The 17,513-nt window shown below is 62.4% G+C and carries 20 protein-coding genes; 9 read left to right on the forward strand and 11 right to left on the reverse strand.

From position 1 onward, the window contains the following. The first annotated feature begins 32 nt into the window (after window positions 1-32). Complete coding sequence (gene feoB, locus ACLIRY_RS18560; RefSeq protein WP_413206916.1) at window positions 33-2,378, forward strand: Fe(2+) transporter permease subunit FeoB; 2,346 nt, start codon at window positions 33-35, stop codon at window positions 2,376-2,378. Continuing rightward, on the forward strand, window positions 2,375-2,593 hold the full coding sequence (locus tag ACLIRY_RS18565; RefSeq protein ID WP_413206917.1) for a FeoC-like transcriptional regulator: 219 nt from the start codon (window positions 2,375-2,377) through the stop codon (window positions 2,591-2,593). Before feoB ends, ACLIRY_RS18565 begins: the two co-directional genes overlap by 4 nt. Before the next feature lie 6 nt (window positions 2,594-2,599). On the opposite strand, the gene ACLIRY_RS18570 is transcribed toward ACLIRY_RS18565, so the two are convergent. The 4 genes from ACLIRY_RS18570 to ACLIRY_RS18585 form a co-directional block, all read right to left on the reverse strand. Further along, window positions 2,600-3,670, reverse strand: coding sequence for a BMP family ABC transporter substrate-binding protein (locus ACLIRY_RS18570; RefSeq protein WP_413206918.1), 1,071 nt, complete (start codon window positions 3,668-3,670; stop codon window positions 2,600-2,602). A 196-nt stretch (window positions 3,671-3,866) separates the two neighbouring features. Next, the gene (gene phnX / locus ACLIRY_RS18575; RefSeq protein WP_413206919.1) at window positions 3,867-4,682 is read right to left on the reverse strand and encodes a phosphonoacetaldehyde hydrolase; all 816 of its coding nucleotides are present in this window, start codon (window positions 4,680-4,682) and stop codon (window positions 3,867-3,869) included. A gap of 17 nt (window positions 4,683-4,699) precedes the next feature. Beyond that, on the reverse strand, window positions 4,700-5,890 hold the full coding sequence (locus ACLIRY_RS18580) for a 2-aminoethylphosphonate--pyruvate transaminase (RefSeq protein ID WP_413206920.1): 1,191 nt from the start codon (window positions 5,888-5,890) through the stop codon (window positions 4,700-4,702). Window positions 5,891-6,057: 167 nt separating this feature from the next. After that, on the reverse strand, window positions 6,058-6,198 hold the full coding sequence (locus ACLIRY_RS18585; RefSeq protein WP_413206921.1) for a hypothetical protein: 141 nt from the start codon (window positions 6,196-6,198) through the stop codon (window positions 6,058-6,060). A gap of 4 nt (window positions 6,199-6,202) precedes the next feature. Between ACLIRY_RS18585 and ACLIRY_RS18590 the strand changes: the two genes are divergently transcribed. Further along, the gene (locus ACLIRY_RS18590; RefSeq protein WP_413206922.1) at window positions 6,203-6,589 is read left to right on the forward strand and encodes a hypothetical protein; all 387 of its coding nucleotides are present in this window, start codon (window positions 6,203-6,205) and stop codon (window positions 6,587-6,589) included. A gap of 151 nt (window positions 6,590-6,740) precedes the next feature. Here ACLIRY_RS18590 and ACLIRY_RS18595 read toward each other — a convergent pair whose 3' ends face one another. Both ACLIRY_RS18595 and ACLIRY_RS18600 read right to left on the reverse strand, forming a co-directional pair. Next, window positions 6,741-8,711 (reverse strand): FUSC family protein, encoded by a 1,971-nt coding sequence (locus ACLIRY_RS18595; RefSeq protein WP_413206923.1) that lies wholly within the window; start codon window positions 8,709-8,711, stop codon window positions 6,741-6,743. Then, entirely contained in the window at window positions 8,708-9,175 is a 468-nt protein-coding gene (locus ACLIRY_RS18600) for a MarR family winged helix-turn-helix transcriptional regulator (RefSeq protein WP_413206924.1), read from the reverse strand. Before ACLIRY_RS18600 ends, ACLIRY_RS18595 begins: the two co-directional genes overlap by 4 nt. Window positions 9,176-9,558: 383 nt before the next feature. On the opposite strand from ACLIRY_RS18600, the gene ACLIRY_RS18605 reads away from it, so the two are divergent. Further along, on the forward strand, window positions 9,559-9,993 hold the full coding sequence (locus ACLIRY_RS18605; RefSeq protein WP_413206925.1) for a transposase: 435 nt from the start codon (window positions 9,559-9,561) through the stop codon (window positions 9,991-9,993). Between the two features lie 592 nt (window positions 9,994-10,585). On the opposite strand, the gene ACLIRY_RS18610 is transcribed toward ACLIRY_RS18605, so the two are convergent. From ACLIRY_RS18610 to ACLIRY_RS18620, 3 genes are all read right to left on the reverse strand, one after another. Further along, window positions 10,586-10,966 (reverse strand): bleomycin resistance protein, encoded by a 381-nt coding sequence (locus ACLIRY_RS18610; RefSeq protein ID WP_413206926.1) that lies wholly within the window; start codon window positions 10,964-10,966, stop codon window positions 10,586-10,588. An 82-nt stretch (window positions 10,967-11,048) separates the two neighbouring features. Continuing rightward, window positions 11,049-11,381 (reverse strand): hypothetical protein, encoded by a 333-nt coding sequence (locus tag ACLIRY_RS18615; RefSeq protein WP_413206927.1) that lies wholly within the window; start codon window positions 11,379-11,381, stop codon window positions 11,049-11,051. A gap of 92 nt (window positions 11,382-11,473) precedes the next feature. Continuing rightward, window positions 11,474-12,040 carry a hypothetical protein gene (locus ACLIRY_RS18620; protein WP_413206928.1) on the reverse strand — a complete coding sequence of 189 codons (567 nt, stop codon included), beginning with the start codon at window positions 12,038-12,040 and terminating at the stop codon, window positions 11,474-11,476. A gap of 223 nt (window positions 12,041-12,263) precedes the next feature. On the opposite strand from ACLIRY_RS18620, the gene ACLIRY_RS18625 reads away from it, so the two are divergent. From ACLIRY_RS18625 to ACLIRY_RS18635, 3 genes are read left to right on the forward strand one after another with little or no spacing between them, the layout of a single operon-like run. Continuing rightward, window positions 12,264-13,082 (forward strand): DUF4198 domain-containing protein, encoded by an 819-nt coding sequence (locus tag ACLIRY_RS18625; RefSeq protein WP_413206929.1) that lies wholly within the window; start codon window positions 12,264-12,266, stop codon window positions 13,080-13,082. Window positions 13,083-13,116: 34 nt separating this feature from the next. Beyond that, entirely contained in the window at window positions 13,117-13,725 is a 609-nt protein-coding gene (gene cbiM, locus ACLIRY_RS18630) for a cobalt transporter CbiM (RefSeq protein WP_413206930.1), read from the forward strand. Then, on the forward strand, window positions 13,722-14,312 hold the full coding sequence (locus ACLIRY_RS18635) for a carboxypeptidase-like regulatory domain-containing protein (RefSeq protein ID WP_413206931.1): 591 nt from the start codon (window positions 13,722-13,724) through the stop codon (window positions 14,310-14,312). The genes cbiM and ACLIRY_RS18635 overlap by 4 nt, the downstream gene beginning before the upstream one ends. A gap of 271 nt (window positions 14,313-14,583) precedes the next feature. Here the strand turns inward: ACLIRY_RS18635 and ACLIRY_RS18640 are convergent, their stop codons facing one another. Then, the gene (locus ACLIRY_RS18640; RefSeq protein WP_413206932.1) at window positions 14,584-14,784 is read right to left on the reverse strand and encodes a zinc-finger domain-containing protein; all 201 of its coding nucleotides are present in this window, start codon (window positions 14,782-14,784) and stop codon (window positions 14,584-14,586) included. A gap of 290 nt (window positions 14,785-15,074) precedes the next feature. On the opposite strand from ACLIRY_RS18640, the gene ACLIRY_RS18645 reads away from it, so the two are divergent. Both ACLIRY_RS18645 and ACLIRY_RS18650 read left to right on the forward strand, forming a co-directional pair. Then, window positions 15,075-16,046, forward strand: coding sequence for an ABC transporter ATP-binding protein (locus tag ACLIRY_RS18645; RefSeq protein ID WP_413207023.1), 972 nt, complete (start codon window positions 15,075-15,077; stop codon window positions 16,044-16,046). 7 nt (window positions 16,047-16,053) lie between these two features. Then, a complete protein-coding gene (locus ACLIRY_RS18650) occupies window positions 16,054-17,244 on the forward strand; it encodes an alpha/beta hydrolase (RefSeq protein ID WP_413206933.1) in 1,191 nt (396 codons plus the stop codon). Here the strand turns inward: ACLIRY_RS18650 and ACLIRY_RS18655 are convergent. Further along, window positions 17,223-17,513, reverse strand: coding sequence for a hypothetical protein (locus tag ACLIRY_RS18655; RefSeq protein ID WP_413206934.1), 291 nt, complete (start codon window positions 17,511-17,513; stop codon window positions 17,223-17,225). The genes ACLIRY_RS18650 and ACLIRY_RS18655 overlap by 22 nt on opposite strands.

Below are 17,513 nucleotides of genomic sequence, written 5' to 3' on the forward strand. Positions count from 1 at the left end.
CCAAAAGGCACATCGATAATGGAGAGGGCTCCATGGAGCCAACGACCATCGAACAGCCCCTTCCCCGTTTCGTTGCGCTCATCGGTCCGCCGAATGCGGGCAAAAGTACCGTCTTCAACCGCTTGACCGGCGCCAACCAACGGGTTGGCAACTTTCCCGGCGTGACCGTGGAGCGCAAGGAAGGCCGCTGCCGCCTGCCCGATGGCCAACGCATTGGCATCATCGACCTGCCCGGCCTCTATTCCCTTGCACCGCGCGAAAACGATGGGGGTCTGGACCACGCCGTGGCACGGGACTACCTGGCCACCGGAGAAGCCGATCTGGTCCTCAACGTGGTCGACGCCACCCGGCTGGAGCAATCCCTTTACCTCACGGTCCAACTTCTGGAGCAAGGCCTGCCCTGTGTGGTCGCCCTGAACATGATGGATGCCGCCGAGGCGGAAGGGCTGATCCTGGACGTGGAGGCCCTGTCCGACCGTCTGGGCTGCCCGGTGGTCCCCCTCTCCGCAGCCAAGGGCCGGGGCATCGACGCCCTTAAGGCCTTCCTTGCCAATCCCGTCGGCCCCACGGACCGCGCCCCCGTTGCCCATCTCCACGCCATCGAAGAAGCCATCGCCCAGTTGGAGGAACAGCTCGCCCTGCACCCCCTTGAAGATCGCCCCCTCCGCTGGACGGCGCTGGCCCTCTTGGAGGGAGACCCCGGCCTGCTCGACCACCTGCAAGAGCCCCTGGCCACGGCGCTTGCCAGCCAGATCAAGGCCGTGCGGGCCGAAGAAGAGGGAGAGGACCCCGATAGCCTGATCGCCGATGCCCGGTTCGAAGCCGCCCATGGCCTTGCCACCTCCGTCTCCACGCGGAACGAATCGGTAAAGACGGTGGGGTCCACGGACCGGATCGATTCCCTGGCGCTCCATCCCCTGTTGGGCGTCCCCCTCTTCCTGCTGGTGATGTATGGCCTGTTCACCTTCACCATCAACCTGGGCGGAGCCTTCATCGACTTCTTCGACATCGCGGCAGGCGCCCTGTTCGTCGATGGTCTGGGGCACCTGATGGGCTTGCTCGGCGCCCCCGATTGGGCGCGGGTGATCCTGGCCGATGGCCTGGGCGGCGGCATCCAGGTCGTGGCCACCTTCATTCCCATCGTCGGCGCCCTGTTCCTGGCCCTCACGGTCATGGAGGACAGCGGCTACATGGCCCGGGCGGCCTTCGTCATGGACCGGGCCATGAACCGGATCGGTCTGCCGGGCAAGGCGGTGGTACCACTGATCGTCGGCTTCGGTTGCAACGTACCTGCGGTCATGGCCACCCGCGTCCTGGAACGGCCCCGGGACCGGATCCTGACCATCGCCATGGCCCCCTTCATGTCCTGCGGCGCCCGATTGGCCGTCTACGCCCTGTTCGTCGCCGCCTTCTTCCCCACCGGGGGGCAGAACGTGGTCATGATGCTCTATCTGGTGGGCATCGGTGCGGCCATCCTGACCGCTCTGGTTCTCCGCCGCACGCTGCTGACCGGCGAGGGCGCCCCCTTCATGATGGAGCTGCCCACCTACCGCATGCCCCGGCTTCGCGACGTTCTGATCCATGCCTGGACCCGACTGAGGGTCTTTCTTTTGGAAGCGGGGCAAGTGATCGCCCTGGTGGTCATGGCCCTGAACATTTTGGGCGCCTTGGGCACCGATGGCCGCTTCGACCATGCGGGGGATGACAGCTCCCTGCTAGCCCAGGTCTCCCAAGTGGCCACCCCCCTGTTCCACCCCATGGGACTGAGCGATGACAACTGGCCCGCTGTGGTCGGAATCGTCACCGGCCTGTTCGCAAAGGAAGCCGTGGTAGGCACTTTGGATGCCCTCTACAGTCCGGCCGGCCAAGGAGAGGGGGACGCCTTCGACCTGGGGGCAGCCCTGTCTCAGGCAGCCGCAACGGTACCCGAGAATCTTGCGGGCCTCGCCGCACTGCTGACCGATCCCCTGAACCTGGGCAGCCTGGACGACCCAGGTGTCAAAGGCGGGGATACGGAGGGCGGAGGTCCAACCATGACCGCCCTCGCCCGGGGCTTCGACGGGGCTTTGGGGGCCATGGCCTATATGCTGTTCATCCTGCTTTATGTACCCTGCGTGGCCGTATTGGGCGCGATTCGGCGGGAAGCCGGTTGGGGGTGGACAAGCTTCGTCGCGGGCTGGACCCTGGGGTTGGCCTATGCGGTCGCCACGGTCGTATATCAGGCGGGAACCCTCTCCCGGCATCCGCAAAGCAGCAGCCTTTGGATCGGCCTGATGGGGCTTCTGGTGGTTGGCGCCATCGGCCTGATGGCCTATTTCGGTCGGCGCCTGCGTCCGGAAATGGCCACCGTTGGCGCAGCCTGGAGGGCAAACCGATGATCTTGCGAGACTTGAAAGTCCACCTGCGCACCCGGGGCGAGGCGACTCTCTCCGATCTGGCCCGGGACCTCGACAGCGCACCGGAAGCGGTCGAGACCATGCTGGATCACTGGATCCGCAGGGGTCAGGCGGAAAAGCGGATGGGTGCCTGTCACAAATCCGGCTGTTGCTGCGCCACAAAACAGGCAACGGTTTACGCCTGGGTGGGGAAATAAGGTCTTTTATTCGGGCTGACGGTCTTCTGTCTTCGCCCCTTTCAAACCTTCTCGCGCAAGGCCATCCCGATAGGCGTTCAATCGATCCATCTCCTGGGCATCGAAAACGCCATCCAGAACCTCCAGATCCTGGGCCCCCTCGGCCAGTCCCTGGGTGATGGTCGCGGCACCATCGGTGTGCTCCAGAAGGGCCGCGACCAGACGTTCTGGCCGCTGGACCATCCGACCAAAAACACCCCCAGTCCGCCAGAGGTCCGGGGCACTGCTTCCCCAGGGGCGCCAGACCAACAGTTGCGCCCCCCGCCCCTGGATCCGTTCGACCAAGGCGGCCAAGGTAGAATCCCCCGCCCGAACCAAAATCCGGTCCACACCCTGAACCAACAGACCTTCCAGCAAGGCCAGGGCATCATCCTGCTGATCGGCGAGAAAATCGGACCCACCATCCTGGGGCCGAACCACATCGACCTGAATCTCCTCGACCGCAGACCGGGCCCCCTTTTCGAAGGACTGCCCGACAGCGCCATCCGATGCCATATCCAGGAAGGCCACATGCTTGGTCGCGCTGGTCAAAGCCGTGGCGACACCACCGAGGGCTCCCAGTTCCCAATCCCGAAACCCCAGACTGGACAGGCGCCCCTGGCCCTGGCCCTGGGACGTCGAGACGCGCGCTTGGGCATGGGTTTCCACAAAGGCAAGATGGCTGTCGGGCCGGGCCTCAGAGATCGCCAAAGCGGCGGCGCGTTGGGTGGCACCCTCGACCAAAATGGGGGACCACCCCTGGCGGGCGAAACGGCCGATGACCTGAGCAGCCTCCCCTTCCGTGACCCGATCCAGATAAGCCACGGGACGCTCCGTCTTGGTCTCCAAGGTCTCAAGCACGGATACCAAGGCAGAGACCGGCCCCTCTTGGTGACGATCCCCCCCGGCAACCAAGGCGAGTCCCTCCAGGGCCAGCCCGGATCCACCCTTGGCTTCGGACCCCGCCTTCTCCGCTCCAGGACCACTGATCCCCTGGTACAGCCAGATCAAAAGCACCACGACGGCGAAGAGGAATCCGATGATGGGATTGAAGCGCATGAACATCCCCCTGGGTTCGCTTTTTATGCGCCCCAGGGTAAACGCCTCTTGCCGAAAGGTGTTGAAAAAACGGACAGCTCTGCTCTAGAGCGGAATGAGGAAAAGTGTGTGCGGTTTTCCGTCTCATTCCGCTCCAACTATATGATTTAGATCACGTTTATGAAATCAGGTCGGACAGACCTGATTTCATCGTGATCTAAGGCCGTTCGCCCTTAGCCAAGCGCGCCTCGATATCCTCGATCACACCGGGCAAATTTCCCAGGCCGTCGATGACGTAATGGGCGCCCGCCTCCACCAGAGGGTCGGCGGCCTTGGCACGCAAGGCCTCCTGCTCCCCCGGGCTCAGGGCCAGCCAGTCCGCGTGGGTGATGCCCACGCCATTGCCCGTGGCGGCCACGCCAACGGACCAGAGCCCCGCATTCCGACCCGCAGCCACGCCAACGCCGGTGTCATCCACCTTGACGCAGGCCCAGGTGGGAGACAGCTCCAATTCCAACAGCTGTTTGTAGATCAGGAAAGGATAGGGCCGCCCCAGTCGGGTTTCCCCGGCGCAGGCCATGGAATCGGGCTCGTATCCCTTGGCCTTGGCCACGGGGGTTAGTTGGTCCATGACCAGCCGGGGATAGCCGGTGGTCGACCCGATCTTGATCCCCCGTCCCCGCAACCAAGCCACTGTGTCCAGGGCGCCGGGGATGGGGTCGGCGTATTGGGCGACCACCTCCGCCTGACGGGGGGTGAAGGCGGCATAGATGGCATCCACATCCGCCCCCGTCCAGGGCGCGCCATGTTTGGCGGTCCAGGCCTCGGTGATCTCAGGCAGGGAGAGGATGCTTTTGATATGATCCCACTTGGCCATGCCCATGGGTCCCCGGGCTTGGGGCTGGGTCACGGTGATCCCGAATCCAGCGAAAGCCTCGATGAAGGTCTGAGCGGGAGCCATGCAACCGAAATCGACGACAGTACCCGCCCAATCAAGGATGACACCGGCAACGGTGGTTGGAGTCTTGGTCATAAGAGGAGGCTCCGCTTTCAAGCCGGAATGGGGGCGGCGGCAAGGGCCGCCGGGTCGGGGGAGGCATCGGTGACGCCCAATTCGGTCAGGGCCTCGCCCATGGCGGCGACAACGGCGTTCATCTGTTCGGGGAAGACCTGACCGATACAGCCGACCCGAAAGCTCTCCACCTTGGTCAGTTTGCCGGGGTAGAGCACAAACCCCCGCCTCTTCACCGCCTCATAAAACGCGGGGAAGGAAAACTTCGGATGGGCCGGACTATGGAAGGTAACGATGATCGGGCTCCGCCACCGGGAATCCAACAGGGGGTGGAACCCCTGACGTTCCAGGCCCGTGACCAGGATATCCCGGTTATGGGCATAGCGGGCATGACGCCCCAGCAGTCCGCCCTCCTCCAGATATTGGTCCAGGGCCGCGTCCAGGGCCACCACCACATGGGTTGGCGGCGTGAAGCGCCATTGACCGGAGGCCTCCATGGCGCGCCATTGGTCATGAAGGTCCAAGGTCAGGGAATGGGCCTGCCCCTCTGCCGCCTCGAGGACGCTGCGCTTGACCAGGGCCCAACCGAAGCCCGGCACCCCTTCCAAGCATTTATTGGCACTGGCAACGACCGCATCGAAAGGCAGGCTTCGGGCGTCAATGGACAGGGCACCAAAGCTGCTCATGGCGTCGATCAAAAGGCGCCTCCCATGCTTGGCCACCACTTCGGCGATGGCCCGCAGGGGGTTGAGAATGCCCGAACTGGTCTCGCAATGGACCAGGGCCAGATGGGTGATCGCCGGGTCATTCGCAAGGATGCGATCGATCTCTTCCGGCGTGGGGGGCAGGTAATCGCCCTTGTCCAGCGGCACCACGGCCCGCCCCATCACCGTCAAGCTTTTGACCATCCGCTGCCCATAGGCCCCGTTCATGGGCACCAACACCTTGCCGTCCCGGGGCACCAGGGTGCCCAGCATAGCCTCGACGACAAAAGACCCACTGCCCTGCATGGGTACGCAGACGAAGGGATCTTCAAGCGCCCCGCCGCCGATGATATCGACAAGACGGCTACGGATACGGGCGGTCACCGCCTTGAAATCCCCATCCCAGGAGCCCCAATCGCGCAACATTGCCTGCTTGGTCCGGTCGGACGTCGTCAAAGGGCCTGGGGTCAGCAGATAGGGATCCCGAAGGGGGTGCGAGACAGAGGGCGAAGACAGTGACGTCATGGCGGACACACCTGAGGGGCCAGAGAGCGAAAGAACGAATTTGGTTTATGGCGAGCGCGGGTCCATTCGTCCAATCCCTTGTTTGTATTCTATGCATAGGTTTTACCTATATCATGGGCCGCTTACACTTTTCCTGCAGGCCCAAAAGGGAGTCTCCATAGGAACCGTCAGACCCAATAGACGTTAAGTTCGTTGGAGCGAAGCAGATAGGAGGGGGATATCCGGTCGCCGATCAGTGTGACGAACAGCACTTCTCGGAACTGCCCGACCGCGATATCCTTGATCCACTCACTTTCACTAGGGGACATTCCCATGAAGACCCAAACCCGTCTTTTCGGAGCCGCATTAGCCGCCATGGTCCTGGGTGCATGCGCCGGCCACACGCCAGTCATCGACCACCGCACCTCCAACAAGACCACAGCACAGTATGAACGCGATTTGGCGGAGTGTCAGGCCTACGCCGATGAGCGTGGCTTCGCGGGAGATACGGCCATAGGCGCCTTGGGTGGTGGAGCCCTGGGTGCAGCCCTCGGCGCTGCCACAGGCGCGGTGTTGGGCAGCCCGGGAACGGGCGCAGCCCTGGGCGCCGCAGTCGGAGGCATCGGCGGTGGCGCAGGCATGGGCACCAACGCGGCTCTGGAACAAAAGCGCATCATCAACAATTGCATGCGCAACCGGGGTTACGACGTACTCGAGTAAAACCCCGTCGGGTCCATCCTTGAATAAGGCCCCGTCGGGTCCATCCTTAAATAAGGCCCCGTCGGGTCCATCGCAAATCCTGTGGCAAGGGGCGTTTCGCAAGGCTGCGGGCGCCCTTTTTGGTGCTCCCTCGCCCCTTGCCCAGGCTCTCTCACCGGACGACGAAGGCCTTTTGGAAAGTCGGCGCCACCGCTGTCAGATCTCGGGCGGCCTCGGCGAGAAGCCTGCGATCGAGGGATGGCACGTTCCCCTTTCGCTCGGACAGATGGGCCAGGGCCCGCGCCGCCGCCAAGGGATCGCGACCGACCCGCCGCAACCGCTCGCGGGCCAGAAACAGGGCGCGCCGTGACCCCGCTTCCCTTTCTTCTCCCCCTTCCGCTTCAGGCAGCCCGTCCAAGTGCAGGATCACGCGTCCCAAAAGAAGGATCGTGAAGCCCACTTCCATGGCCTCCTCCCGCTCCATCCCCGTCTTCTCCGCCCAGCGGGCCAAGCGCAACACCCGGTGGTGAAGCCGAGCCCACCAATGGGCCGCATGGCGTCCCACATCTGCTCGAGCAGCCATGGCCTCTACCTCGCCCACCAACATGACCAACAAGGAACGGAACCGCCGGTGGGCGGTAACGGGAAACAGCGTGCGATAGCCGACCAGCGCGACAACCGGTCCCAGAACCACTGCCAAGCCAGCCGTTGCCCCACCAACAAATTGCCCCGTCAATGGCCAAGCAGGATGCAGCAACAGCAGAAACACCATGTTGTAGTCGAACCCCAGGGTTCCGAAGCGGCGATGGGCGAACAGCAGAGCGCCCGCCATCATGAACGGCGCCATCGATAGAATCGCCGCCCCTTCTCCCCCCAGGTGGGGCCACACCAACCAGCGGCAGGCCAAGGCCCCCAGGACCCCCAAGATCTGACCGACCACCACGAACCGGATAAAGCCCACCGGATTGTCCATGGCCGAAAAGACCGTGATCATGATCGCCACGCCAAGGGTGAGAAAGCCCCCCACACTCCACCCGGTCACCTGCCAAATCGCCCCTGCGGCGAAGGTCGCGGCCAATGCACGCAATCCCGCCTCCCGCGCCCCCACCCAATCCCGGTGGGTCCGGGTGGCCGGCAAGGAAGACGCCTCCGACGCGGTCCCCTCTTGCACCGGAATCGCCTCGCCGAGGACATCCCGTAGGGTGGTCAGGACGCTCGCCAGTGCGGGGCGCCCGGTCGTCGCCTCAATCGCCCGGGACAAGGCCCTGTCCAACCGCCCCTCCTGCCCGTCCCACTGGCCCTCTGCCAAAGCCTCCGCCGCCTCCCGCAGGGCTTGGGCGATCGCCCGAACATCCGCGCCCACAGGAGGGCGGCGCATCCATGGCAGCAGGGCCACCAGGGCCGAAAGCAGGCGGCGGATCCACCGGGCCTTCCCCCGACCGCTGGGCGAGCCCGCCGTCTGCGCATCCAGTGTTTCCTCCATGGCGCCCATTTCGGCGAGCAGACCATGGGCCCGGCGAGTCTCTTCCCCCTGGCCCGAAGTCAGGGCATCGGCGAAGTCGGACAGGACCTCCCCGGCCAACCGTCGTCCCCGGCGCCGAACCGCATCGGGATCGGTCTTTTCCGACAGAAGCCAACCCAAGACCAAGGCCAAAACCACGCCCACAAGCACCGTGGCCATGCGATCAAGCCCCGTATCCACCAGGCTTGTCGATTGGGGATCGTGAAGCAGAGTGACCATAGCCGCTGAATAGCCCGACAGCATCACGCCATAGGACAGGAAGCCCCGGACCAGATTTCCCAAACCCGCGCAGAGACCGATCCACAGCGAGAGGCCAAGGACCAGAATCCAGGTCGATCCGTCCGAAGCCACCAGCAACAGAATGCCGAAAACCGCCCCCACGACGGTCCCCAGGAAGCGGTTCAGGCTTTTTTCAAGCAAGTGTCCCCTCAGGGGTTGGGAGGCAGCCCAGACACTCATCCCCGCCCATTGGGGATGCCCCAGCCCAAAGGCCCAAGCCAGGGCGACGGCCAGGAAGGCAACCACGGCGGTTCGCCCGGTGAAAGCCAACCGATCCCGATCAAAGCCCAAGCGATCAAGGATATGGGGCCGCGTCGGGGCGAGAGAAGATCCCCAAGTCATCGGTCTCCCTCCATCGGCTCACGATAGGCCAGGATCCGCCTGTCGAGGCGGTCCAACAGGGTCACCAGAATCATGATTTCATCGTCATCAAAACCGGCAAGCAAATCGCCTTCTACCGCATCCACCGATTGCTGGATCCGCGCGACCTTCGCCTGTCCCTCCGCCGTCAAGGATAGCCGGTTGGCGCGACGATCGGCGGGGTCCTGACACCGGACCACCAGATCCTTGTCCACCAGGATATCCACCAAGCGCACCAGACTGGAGCCGTCCAGCCCGATCCGGGCCGCCAGCGCCTTTTGCGAGAGGGGCTCGCCCGCCCGCGCCAGATGGAGCAAGGGAGCCCAGGTGGCATCGCTTAAACCGTCATGGGACAGGCTGGCATCGACAACGGCGCGCCACCGGCGGGCAACACCGACAAAAAGCATGCCCAGGCGGACACGGGGAGAGAGGGGATGTTTCATCATGGCAGAACCATGCCATTCAATTAATTTGAATTCAAATTAATTTGTGCACCGCAACCACTCTCGGGGCTCTGCCCCGACCCCCGCCGGGGCCTGAGGCCCCGGTCCCCCATTCCTTTTCACAGAATGGAATCAAAGGGTCTGGAGTGAAATTGGATCAGCTTGAGTCAAGCTAGCCCAGTTTCACTCTGTTTATAGAGCTTGGGGTCTGTTGGGATGGACGGCCCCACTGGCATCGTGTGCCATGATTAGGTCGTTGAAATCCTCAATCAGGAGCCGTCCGCCATGCAGTATAAACGTATAGCCATTGACACTGCGAAGAATGTTTTCAGCACTCATGGAATTGACGAGCACGACAAGGTCTCCCTGCCGCTCTCGACGCGGAGTTGAGCAAACAGCACAAACAAAACACCACCAGTCAGGCACTGGATACGATCCCGGGGTTCGGGCGCTTGCTGTCTTTGACCTTGGCACTCCACGTCGATCCAGCGCAATTCAAGGATGGCCGCCATTTCGCCAGTTGGGTGGGATTGACGCCAAAACCAAAATCGCCAGGGGGAAAAGTCCGGATAGGCGGCATCTCCCGGGAAGGGTATGAAGGCATCAGGCATTTGCCGGTCGTCGGTGCGATGGCGGTGATCGCCGGTGCCAAACGCAGCGGGAAAGCCCTTTCCCCTTGGCTGACCAAATTGCTGGAGCGTAAGCCGCTTAAGCTGGCCGCCTGCGCCCTGGCAAACAAGATGGCCCGGATCGCCTGGGCCATTATGACGACGGGAGAATGCTATCGAAAGCCTGACCTTCAGGCTCTCTCGGCAGTCTGATCCCGTCGTCACAACCGGAAGGAAACGCAACAGCCACTTGAGATGATGACAAACGATCTCGGACCGGACACTCCGTTGGCCCCAAAGGCGGTTCATGCCGTGGGTTTGTTTGGAGCCAGTTCGCGGAACCCATCTGGGTCAGCGGTCATGGCACCGCATAAACAGGCCGAACACATGACTACTATCGTTCCTGTCAGAAACTCAAAAAAAGCGCTAGCCTCGCCAAAGAGGGGGAGGGACGGGGCAAAGCCCGTGACGGGAAAGCATCCCCTGTCGTGTACCGTGGCCGCAAAGTGTCTCAACTTGATCTCGGAGCACTATAGATCACGATGGAGTTTGGTCTGATCGACCGGATTCCATCGTGATCTGACAGGGTGTGGAAAAACTCTTTTGTCGTCATCCCCGCGCGCACAGTAATCCAGGCTTTGTGATTTCTTACCGCAAAAGACACGACATCTGCTTTCCCACTTTCACGCCCAAGGCCTGTGTTCCGCCCGCAGGAATGACGCTTGTGGAGCGTTCTCGGACTTTTTCGGCAGCCTGCTAAATTATATGGTTAGAGCCAGCCGACCAGGGAGCAACAGGGACAGGCTTATCCGTGTTCCTCGCCAAAACGCAACAGACAGCCGTCGGGATCCATGACATGGAATTCCCGCATCCCCCAGGGCTTGGTTTCCAAGCTCCGGATCTGCGTCGGCGGCCCCGCACCATAGACCTTATGCCACAAGGGATCGATATTGCGCACGGCAATGTAGACCGCCACCCGAGACCGGGTGGCCCGCAAGGCGGCCATATCCTCGGTTCGCACGAAATGAATCGTCTGGCCATCCAGCTCGACAACGCCGTAACTGTGATCCTCCATCACGAAGACTTTGGAAAAGTTCAGGTAACGCACATAAAAGGCGACGCTGACCATCACATCACGCACCGCCAGGATGGGGCTGATGGAAGCAACTTTCGCTTTAGGGGGCACGCGAGAAGAGTCCTTGATGAGGGGAAAACGTTTCAGATCGCCTTAGAGTGTCTTCGATTTCAGAGAAAGCAAGCGAACGACCTTATCCCTCTTCCCAGGGGCGAATCGGGCGCCCGTCCGTTGCCGATCGGCCTTCGTCCACCTCCCGGTCCACTCCGCTTTCGTGACTGAGGAACATCAAACGCATCAAGCCCCCCGTGACCAGGGCGCCGATCAGGATCGTCAGCCGCAAGGCAATATGACCGTCCAGACTCATTTCCCTATGGGGACCATCTGGAACACCCAAGTGCAGGAAGAGGGAAGCAAGGAGAAGGACCAAGGCCGCCAAAACCGGCAAAGCCAACAGAATCGCCCCCCAGGGTATGGTCCATCCTGGAGAATTACGCCAATCCTTCTCATTCCCGAAACGAGCCATAGGTCCTCCTCCCTTCATTTCGCACCTTTACAGGGGAGATCGTCAAGGAAGAGATCGCATAAAGTGGAAACCGAACGTCGGAAAAGCGCCCCTTACTGCCCTTGCCGGTGGATGCGATATTGCTCGTGGCAGGCTTGGCAGGCCGAAACCAAATCCTGGTAGGCTTGGTTCAAGGCCGCAGAAACCCGGGGATCGGCCGGGCTGGTCACGGTCTCAGCCAACAGAGTAAAACGATGGGCCGCCTTCTTCAGATCCAAGCTTAAAGCTCGGAATTCTGCGGGAATGACCCCAAGGGGTCCCTGTGTTCCAGGTTGCGCCCCTGACAACTCCGGGGCGCCGACACCCTCGACCTGGGACGGCAGCCGGGCGAGTCGCGCCTCGGCCAAGCCCAGATCTTCCGTTGCCGTCCACATGTGATAGCCGCCTTCCTCTCGACTCTCGGCCACACGGGCCGCCTCCCTGTAATCGCCCGTGGCAATGGCTCGGGTCAGCTCCCGCAGATTGGCCATGTTGCTTTTCATCTCTGCCAGAAAGGCGTCATGGCTTTCTTGGGGCAGAGGAATTTCCTCCCGGCTGTCACCTCCACCCAACAAGAACACCGCTGCCAGGGGCAGGGCAAGGAAAGCGGCAAGGGGAAGCAAGCGACCGGATCGTATCATGGCGGGGGGCTCCGTGTTTTCATCCGAAGGTCTCACCTTAACAACCAATGCGTTCATGTTGCATTGATTCATGTCAGTTTGCGTTGCACAACCCTGATTCTGACCCAGGTAAAGCAATCTGGACAGCGCCCCTCCATCCCGGTTAGGCTCAAAACCACTGAGAAACATTATGCGACGCGGTGTTTCCCGCATGTCATCCCTCACATTACAGTCGGAGGTTTTCTTGTCCTCACACGTCCCACCGTCCCACCGTCGATGGCCCGCCAAGACCCTGGCCGCCTTGACCATCGGAGCTTTCGGCTGGATTGCCCCCGCCGCCGCCCATTTTCAGGAACTGATCCCCACGCCACCGCTGGTGAACCAGAATACGGGCGCAACCGTCACCCTGGACATGACCTTTACCCATCCGATGGACCATGGTCCGGTCATGGACATGGGTGCCCCCAAGCGGTTCGGCGTCCTGGTGGACGGGCAGACGACGTCTTTGATGGACCGGTTGGAGTCGATCTCCGTGGAAGGCAAGGCGGCCTATCAGGCCTCGGTGCCGCTGAAGGGCCCCGGTGACCACATCTTTTTCCTGGAGCCCGCCCCCTATTGGGAACCTGCGGAGGGGGTGATGATCGTCCATTACACCAAGGTCGTCGTGGACGCCTTCGCCGCAGACGAGGGGTGGGACGCCATGGTTGGCTTTCCCGTCGAGATCCAGCCCCTGACCCGTCCCTATGGACTGTATACGGGGAACCTGTTCTCCGGCGTGGTCACCCGGGATGGAAAGCCCGTCCCCTTCGCCACAGTGGAGGTGGAATACCGCTCAAACGGCCTGATCGAAGCCCCCGACGAGATTTTCATCACCCAGACTCTGAAGGCCGACGCCAACGGCACCTTCCACTACGCCATGCCCCAGGCCGGCTGGTGGAGCTTCGCCGCCCTGTTGGAGGGGCCGGAGCCCATGGCCAATCCCCAGGGTGACATGGTTCCGGTCGAACAGGGTGCGCTGATCTGGGTGAACACCCAGGACATGCCCCAGCCGAGCACCAATTAAACCGCGACTTCGCGATAGAAAGGTATCCCCGGGAATGCATATCGCCGATGGCATCCTCCCCCTCTCCGTCATTGTCCCGGTCACGGCGCTTGCCGTGGCCGGTGTGGCCCGGGGGCTTCGCGAGCTGACAGAGGACCGCTTGCCCGCTGCGGCCCTGATCGCCGCAGCCTTGTTCGTTGCGGGCATGGTCCATGTCCCCCTGGGGCCAAGCAGTGCCCATTTGGTGCTCAATGGTTTAGGGGGACTGATCCTCGGTTGGGCCATTTTCCCCGTCATGCTTCTCAGCCTGAGTCTGCAAGCGGCCTTCTTCGGCTTCGGTGGACTGGGGGTGTTGGGGGTCAATTGCCTGGTCATGGCGGCCCCCGGCGTCGTCGCCTGGCTGGCCTATCGCTTCCTTGCCCCCCGCCTGGGGACATCCATCACCGCAGGGATCTGCTGCGGCGGGGCGGTGGGGCTCTCGGCCCTTCTGGTTGCCCTGGTGCTTGCCTTGTCCGGAGGGGAGTTTCGGGCCGCCGCCCTCCTCGCCTTTCTTGGCAACCTGCCGATCCTGGTCCTTGAAACCCTGGTGGGCGCAGCAACAGTGGGGCTGATCGGCAAAGTCCGTCCAGACCTGCTGCCCCGCCCCGTGGGAGTCCCGGCATGAAGAGCCTGCGCCCCTGCCTCAAGCTTGTCCCTGCTGTCCTGGTCGCCCTGGTTTTGCTGGTTCCGGCCGCCCAGGCCCATCGCCTGAAACTGTTCGCAACCATCGAGGGGAGCGATATCGTCGGGCAGGCCTATTTCGGCGGGGGGAAATATCCCCAGGGCATGACCATCACCGCAACCGATCCCCAGGGCCAGCCCCTGGGCGAGGCTCTCACCGACGCCGAAGGGCGGTTCCGTTTGCCGATCACCCGAAACGTCGATTACCTGCTGTCCGCAGCCACCGCCGACGGCCACGCGGCCAGTGCCCACGTCCCTCTGGCAGAGCCAGGGGAGAACGGCAAACTCCCCCTGGCAGAGCCAGGAGAGTCTGAAACCGGAAAAGCGGATCAAACGGCCCCGGAACCGGCGCGGGCCAGCGCCGAGTCGGTCGACTTGGACCGCACACTGACCAGAGCCCTTCGCCCCATGGAGGAGCGCATCCAAGCCTTGGAAGAAGCCGTCGGAGCCCGGGATATTCTGGGCGGACTGGGCTATATCCTGGGCCTGTTTGGCCTGGCAGCCTGGCTTTCCGCCCGAAAAAAGGGGTAACGGCACCTCCGTTTCCCCTTTCTGAACATCCCTTATGGTCCCGTCTGGAAAAAGTCTTTAACAGGCGGTGGACAGACTCTTTTGTCGGCATCCCCGTGCAGGCGCTAAGGGATGGCCGTTTCTTTTATTTAGGACTGATCATTTCTATTTCGTCATGCCCGTTTTCACGGGCATGACGATTCTGGAGAGTTCCTGTACTTTTTCCGCTCTAACCATATGATTTAGATCACGTTCATGAAATTCGGCCAAGCAGACCGAATTTCATCGTGCTCTAATGTCCCGAGTGAGAGAGGGCCTTTTCCGTGGCTACGTACTTGCGGCTGCAGTACGGACAAACCACATGGCCGATCTCTGGCTTGATGTGCAAATAGACCGTCGGATGGCCCAAACCGCCATCGCCGCCGTCGCAGGCAACGGCCAAAGAATCGGACGACAGGGTTTCGCTAACAGGAAAAGTGGGAACGTGGGACATCGGATCTCCAATCGTGACCGGTGCGCGCCCGATTTTCTGTCCCCATATGAAGATCAGACCCCATATGAAGACCGGGCAGCGGCGTCCAGGGTATTCACCCCGACCGCGCCGGATGATACCCATTGGCGCCCAAGGCGCAATCCCTAAAGGCGCCCAAGGGCGCAAACCCTAAAAGCGACCGGCACACCTTCGATCACAAACGGCGTCCAAAGCGCCTCCTACTAAGACACCAAAAGGGACGATCCCCTTCCATGACAGCTCCTATGACCGCCTCTTCTTCCTCTTCCCTGATGTCAGCGACCGCCAAATCCGGCGCCCCCGTCTCCGGAGCAGGCTTCCCCGACAACGCCATCGAGATCGAGGGCCTGACCAAGATCTATGGAGGAACGAAGACCGCCCTGAAAGACATCAGCCTGACCATTCCACGAGGTCGGTTTTTCGGCTTGCTCGGCCCCAATGGCGCGGGCAAGTCTACCCTGATCAACATCCTTGCCGGATTGGTGAAAAAGACCAGTGGGCGGGTGTCCATCTGGGACAACGACGTGGACCGGGACGAACGGAATGCCCGTTGCGCCATTGGCGTGGTCCCCCAGGAATTGAACCTGGATCCCTTTTTCTCCCCCCGCGAAGCGCTGGAGGTCCAGGCTGGCATGTATGGCGTGCCCAAGGCCGAGCGGCGGACCATGGAGATCCTTGAGCATGTGGGGCTGGCCGACAAGGCCGATGCCTACTCCCGGACTCTGTCCGGTGGTATGCGCCGACGGCTGCTGGTGGCCAAGGCCATGGTCCATACGCCCCCCATCCTTGTGCTCGACGAGCCCACGGCGGGCGTGGATATCGAATTGCGCAAGCAGCTTTGGGATTACGTCCGGACCCTGAACGCCCGAGGCACCACGGTTGTTCTCACAACCCACTACCTGGAGGAAGCCCAGGAGCTGTGCGACGACATCGCCATCATCAATGAGGGCACCCTGGTCGCCTGTGAACCGACGGCAACCCTGCTCCGTCGCTTGGACAGCAAAAGCCTGAGCCTGCGGGTAACCGATTCTCTTGAGTCCCTCCCCCCTTCATTGACAGCCCTGGGAGCAGAGATCCGCGATGCTCACACCATTAACTTGTGCTACCGTCCCAGTGATACCCAAATCGACAGGATCCTCACCGCCGTTCGAGAGGCTGGATTGACCATCGTCGATCTGACGACCGAGGAAACGGACTTGGAGGATATTTTCCTGCAGCTCACCTCCAAGAAGCGGGTGGGGTAACCCCTCCATGACGGCCCTCGCCCGGCTTCCCGCCCTGGCGGCGCTCTGTCTCGCGCTGTCCATGACTCTACTGTCCGCCTGCGCGAAGACAAGCGAAGAGGATGGGCGGGCCCCGGTCCTGGCCGAGACTCACAGGGAAAGCGGCCCCCCCATGATCACCAATGACAGCCTGAACCTGCGCAATGGCACCAAACTTCCCCTGCGCGCCTGGCTCCCTGCGGAGGAAACCCCGTTGAGGGGTAGTCTGCTGGCCCTGCATGGTTTCAACGACCACGCGGGCGCCTACGAGGTGACCGGCCCGGCCCTGGCGGCCCAGGGCTGGGCCGTCTACGCCCCCGACCAACGGGGCTTCGGACGCACCGCAGAGCGGGGCCGCTGGGTCGGCGTGGACACCCTGGTGGAGGATATCCGCGAGGCCCTGGCCCTGCTGGCCAAGACCTATCCCGACCGCCCCCTGTATCTCATGGGCGAAAGCATGGGCGGCGGTCTGGCCATTGCCAGTCTGACCGGAAACGACCTCGCCGCGCGGGCGGCAGCAGCCCGGGTCTCCGGCGTCATTCTCTCCGCCCCGGCTGTTTGGGCGCGGGAAACCATGCCCTGGCACTACCGGACGGCCCTTTGGTTGTCCTCCCACCTGTTTCCCTGGATGCGGTTAACCGGCAAGGGATTGGACCTGTACCCCAGCGACAATATCCCGATGCTCCGCCGCATCGGCATTGATCCCCTGTGGATCCGGGCCACCCGCATTGACGCCATGGCCGGTGTCTCCGACGTCATGGACCGGGCCCATGACCAAGCCGACGGCCTGACCGTGCCCAGCCTTCTGCTTTATGGCTTGAATGACCAGATCATCCCCGCAAGACCAGTGCGCGACGTGGCCCGGCGCCTCGACGCCCTGGGACCGGACCATCGCCTCGCCATCTATCCCGAGGGGTGGCACCTGCTCTCCCGCGGGTTGGAGGGGCCAAAAGTGATCGGCGACATCGCCCGTTGGCTGGACGATCAAAGCGCTCCCCTGCCCTCGGGCGCGGACCAGAACGCCGCAGCCTTCCTGTCGGGTGACCTGAAATCCTCCGAGGAGCGGGGCGACCACCAATCCCCTTGGACCCGGTGGAACGCCCTGACCGAAGAGGCCCGCAAAAAAATCGAAGCGCAACAGGAAAAACTGGAAAACGATCAGGTCCGGGACCAGCCCTGACGGATGAACAGAACCAGGATCGCCGGGGGAAGACTGACCAAAAGAAGATGACGCAGCCCCAACTCGATGGATTGGCCCAGCAAGAGCACGTCCAGGATCTCCATGATCGCGGCAACGGTCAACACGACACCCGCTGCCCACCATTGAGACAGGCGCAGTCGAAACACCGCTGTGGCCACCAGCAAAATGGTAAACCCGAAAAGGATCAGGGTGGCTTCTCCCCCCACGGGATACCAGCCCAAGACAGCGCCCTTGATCGTTGCATACAT

The sequence above is a fragment of the Rhodospirillum sp. A1_3_36 genome (assembly GCF_047263945.1).
GTDB lineage: Bacteria > Pseudomonadota > Alphaproteobacteria > Rhodospirillales > Rhodospirillaceae > Rhodospirillum.

Excerpts from the sequence above, each read along its gene's own strand:
- feoB (WP_413206916.1), top strand. The coding sequence starts at position 33 with ATGGAGCCAACGACCATCGAACAGCCCCTTCCCCGTTTCGTTGCGCTC.
- ACLIRY_RS18565 (WP_413206917.1), top strand. The coding sequence starts at position 2,375 with ATGATCTTGCGAGACTTGAAAGTCCACCTGCGCACCCGGGGCGAGGCG.
- ACLIRY_RS18570 (WP_413206918.1), bottom strand. The coding sequence starts at position 3,670 with ATGCGCTTCAATCCCATCATCGGATTCCTCTTCGCCGTCGTGGTGCTT.
- phnX (WP_413206919.1), bottom strand. The coding sequence starts at position 4,682 with ATGACCAAGACTCCAACCACCGTTGCCGGTGTCATCCTTGATTGGGCG.
- ACLIRY_RS18580 (WP_413206920.1), bottom strand. The coding sequence starts at position 5,890 with ATGACGTCACTGTCTTCGCCCTCTGTCTCGCACCCCCTTCGGGATCCC.
- ACLIRY_RS18585 (WP_413206921.1), bottom strand. The coding sequence starts at position 6,198 with ATGTCCCCTAGTGAAAGTGAGTGGATCAAGGATATCGCGGTCGGGCAG.
- ACLIRY_RS18590 (WP_413206922.1), top strand. The coding sequence starts at position 6,203 with ATGAAGACCCAAACCCGTCTTTTCGGAGCCGCATTAGCCGCCATGGTC.
- ACLIRY_RS18595 (WP_413206923.1), bottom strand. The coding sequence starts at position 8,711 with ATGACTTGGGGATCTTCTCTCGCCCCGACGCGGCCCCATATCCTTGAT.
- ACLIRY_RS18600 (WP_413206924.1), bottom strand. The coding sequence starts at position 9,175 with ATGATGAAACATCCCCTCTCTCCCCGTGTCCGCCTGGGCATGCTTTTT.
- ACLIRY_RS18615 (WP_413206927.1), bottom strand. The coding sequence starts at position 11,381 with ATGGCTCGTTTCGGGAATGAGAAGGATTGGCGTAATTCTCCAGGATGG.
- ACLIRY_RS18620 (WP_413206928.1), bottom strand. The coding sequence starts at position 12,040 with ATGATACGATCCGGTCGCTTGCTTCCCCTTGCCGCTTTCCTTGCCCTG.
- cbiM (WP_413206930.1), top strand. The coding sequence starts at position 13,117 with ATGCATATCGCCGATGGCATCCTCCCCCTCTCCGTCATTGTCCCGGTC.
- ACLIRY_RS18635 (WP_413206931.1), top strand. The coding sequence starts at position 13,722 with ATGAAGAGCCTGCGCCCCTGCCTCAAGCTTGTCCCTGCTGTCCTGGTC.
- ACLIRY_RS18640 (WP_413206932.1), bottom strand. The coding sequence starts at position 14,784 with ATGTCCCACGTTCCCACTTTTCCTGTTAGCGAAACCCTGTCGTCCGAT.
- ACLIRY_RS18645 (WP_413207023.1), top strand. The coding sequence starts at position 15,075 with ATGTCAGCGACCGCCAAATCCGGCGCCCCCGTCTCCGGAGCAGGCTTC.
- ACLIRY_RS18650 (WP_413206933.1), top strand. The coding sequence starts at position 16,054 with ATGACGGCCCTCGCCCGGCTTCCCGCCCTGGCGGCGCTCTGTCTCGCG.
- ACLIRY_RS18655 (WP_413206934.1), bottom strand. The coding sequence starts at position 17,513 with ATGTATGCAACGATCAAGGGCGCTGTCTTGGGCTGGTATCCCGTGGGG.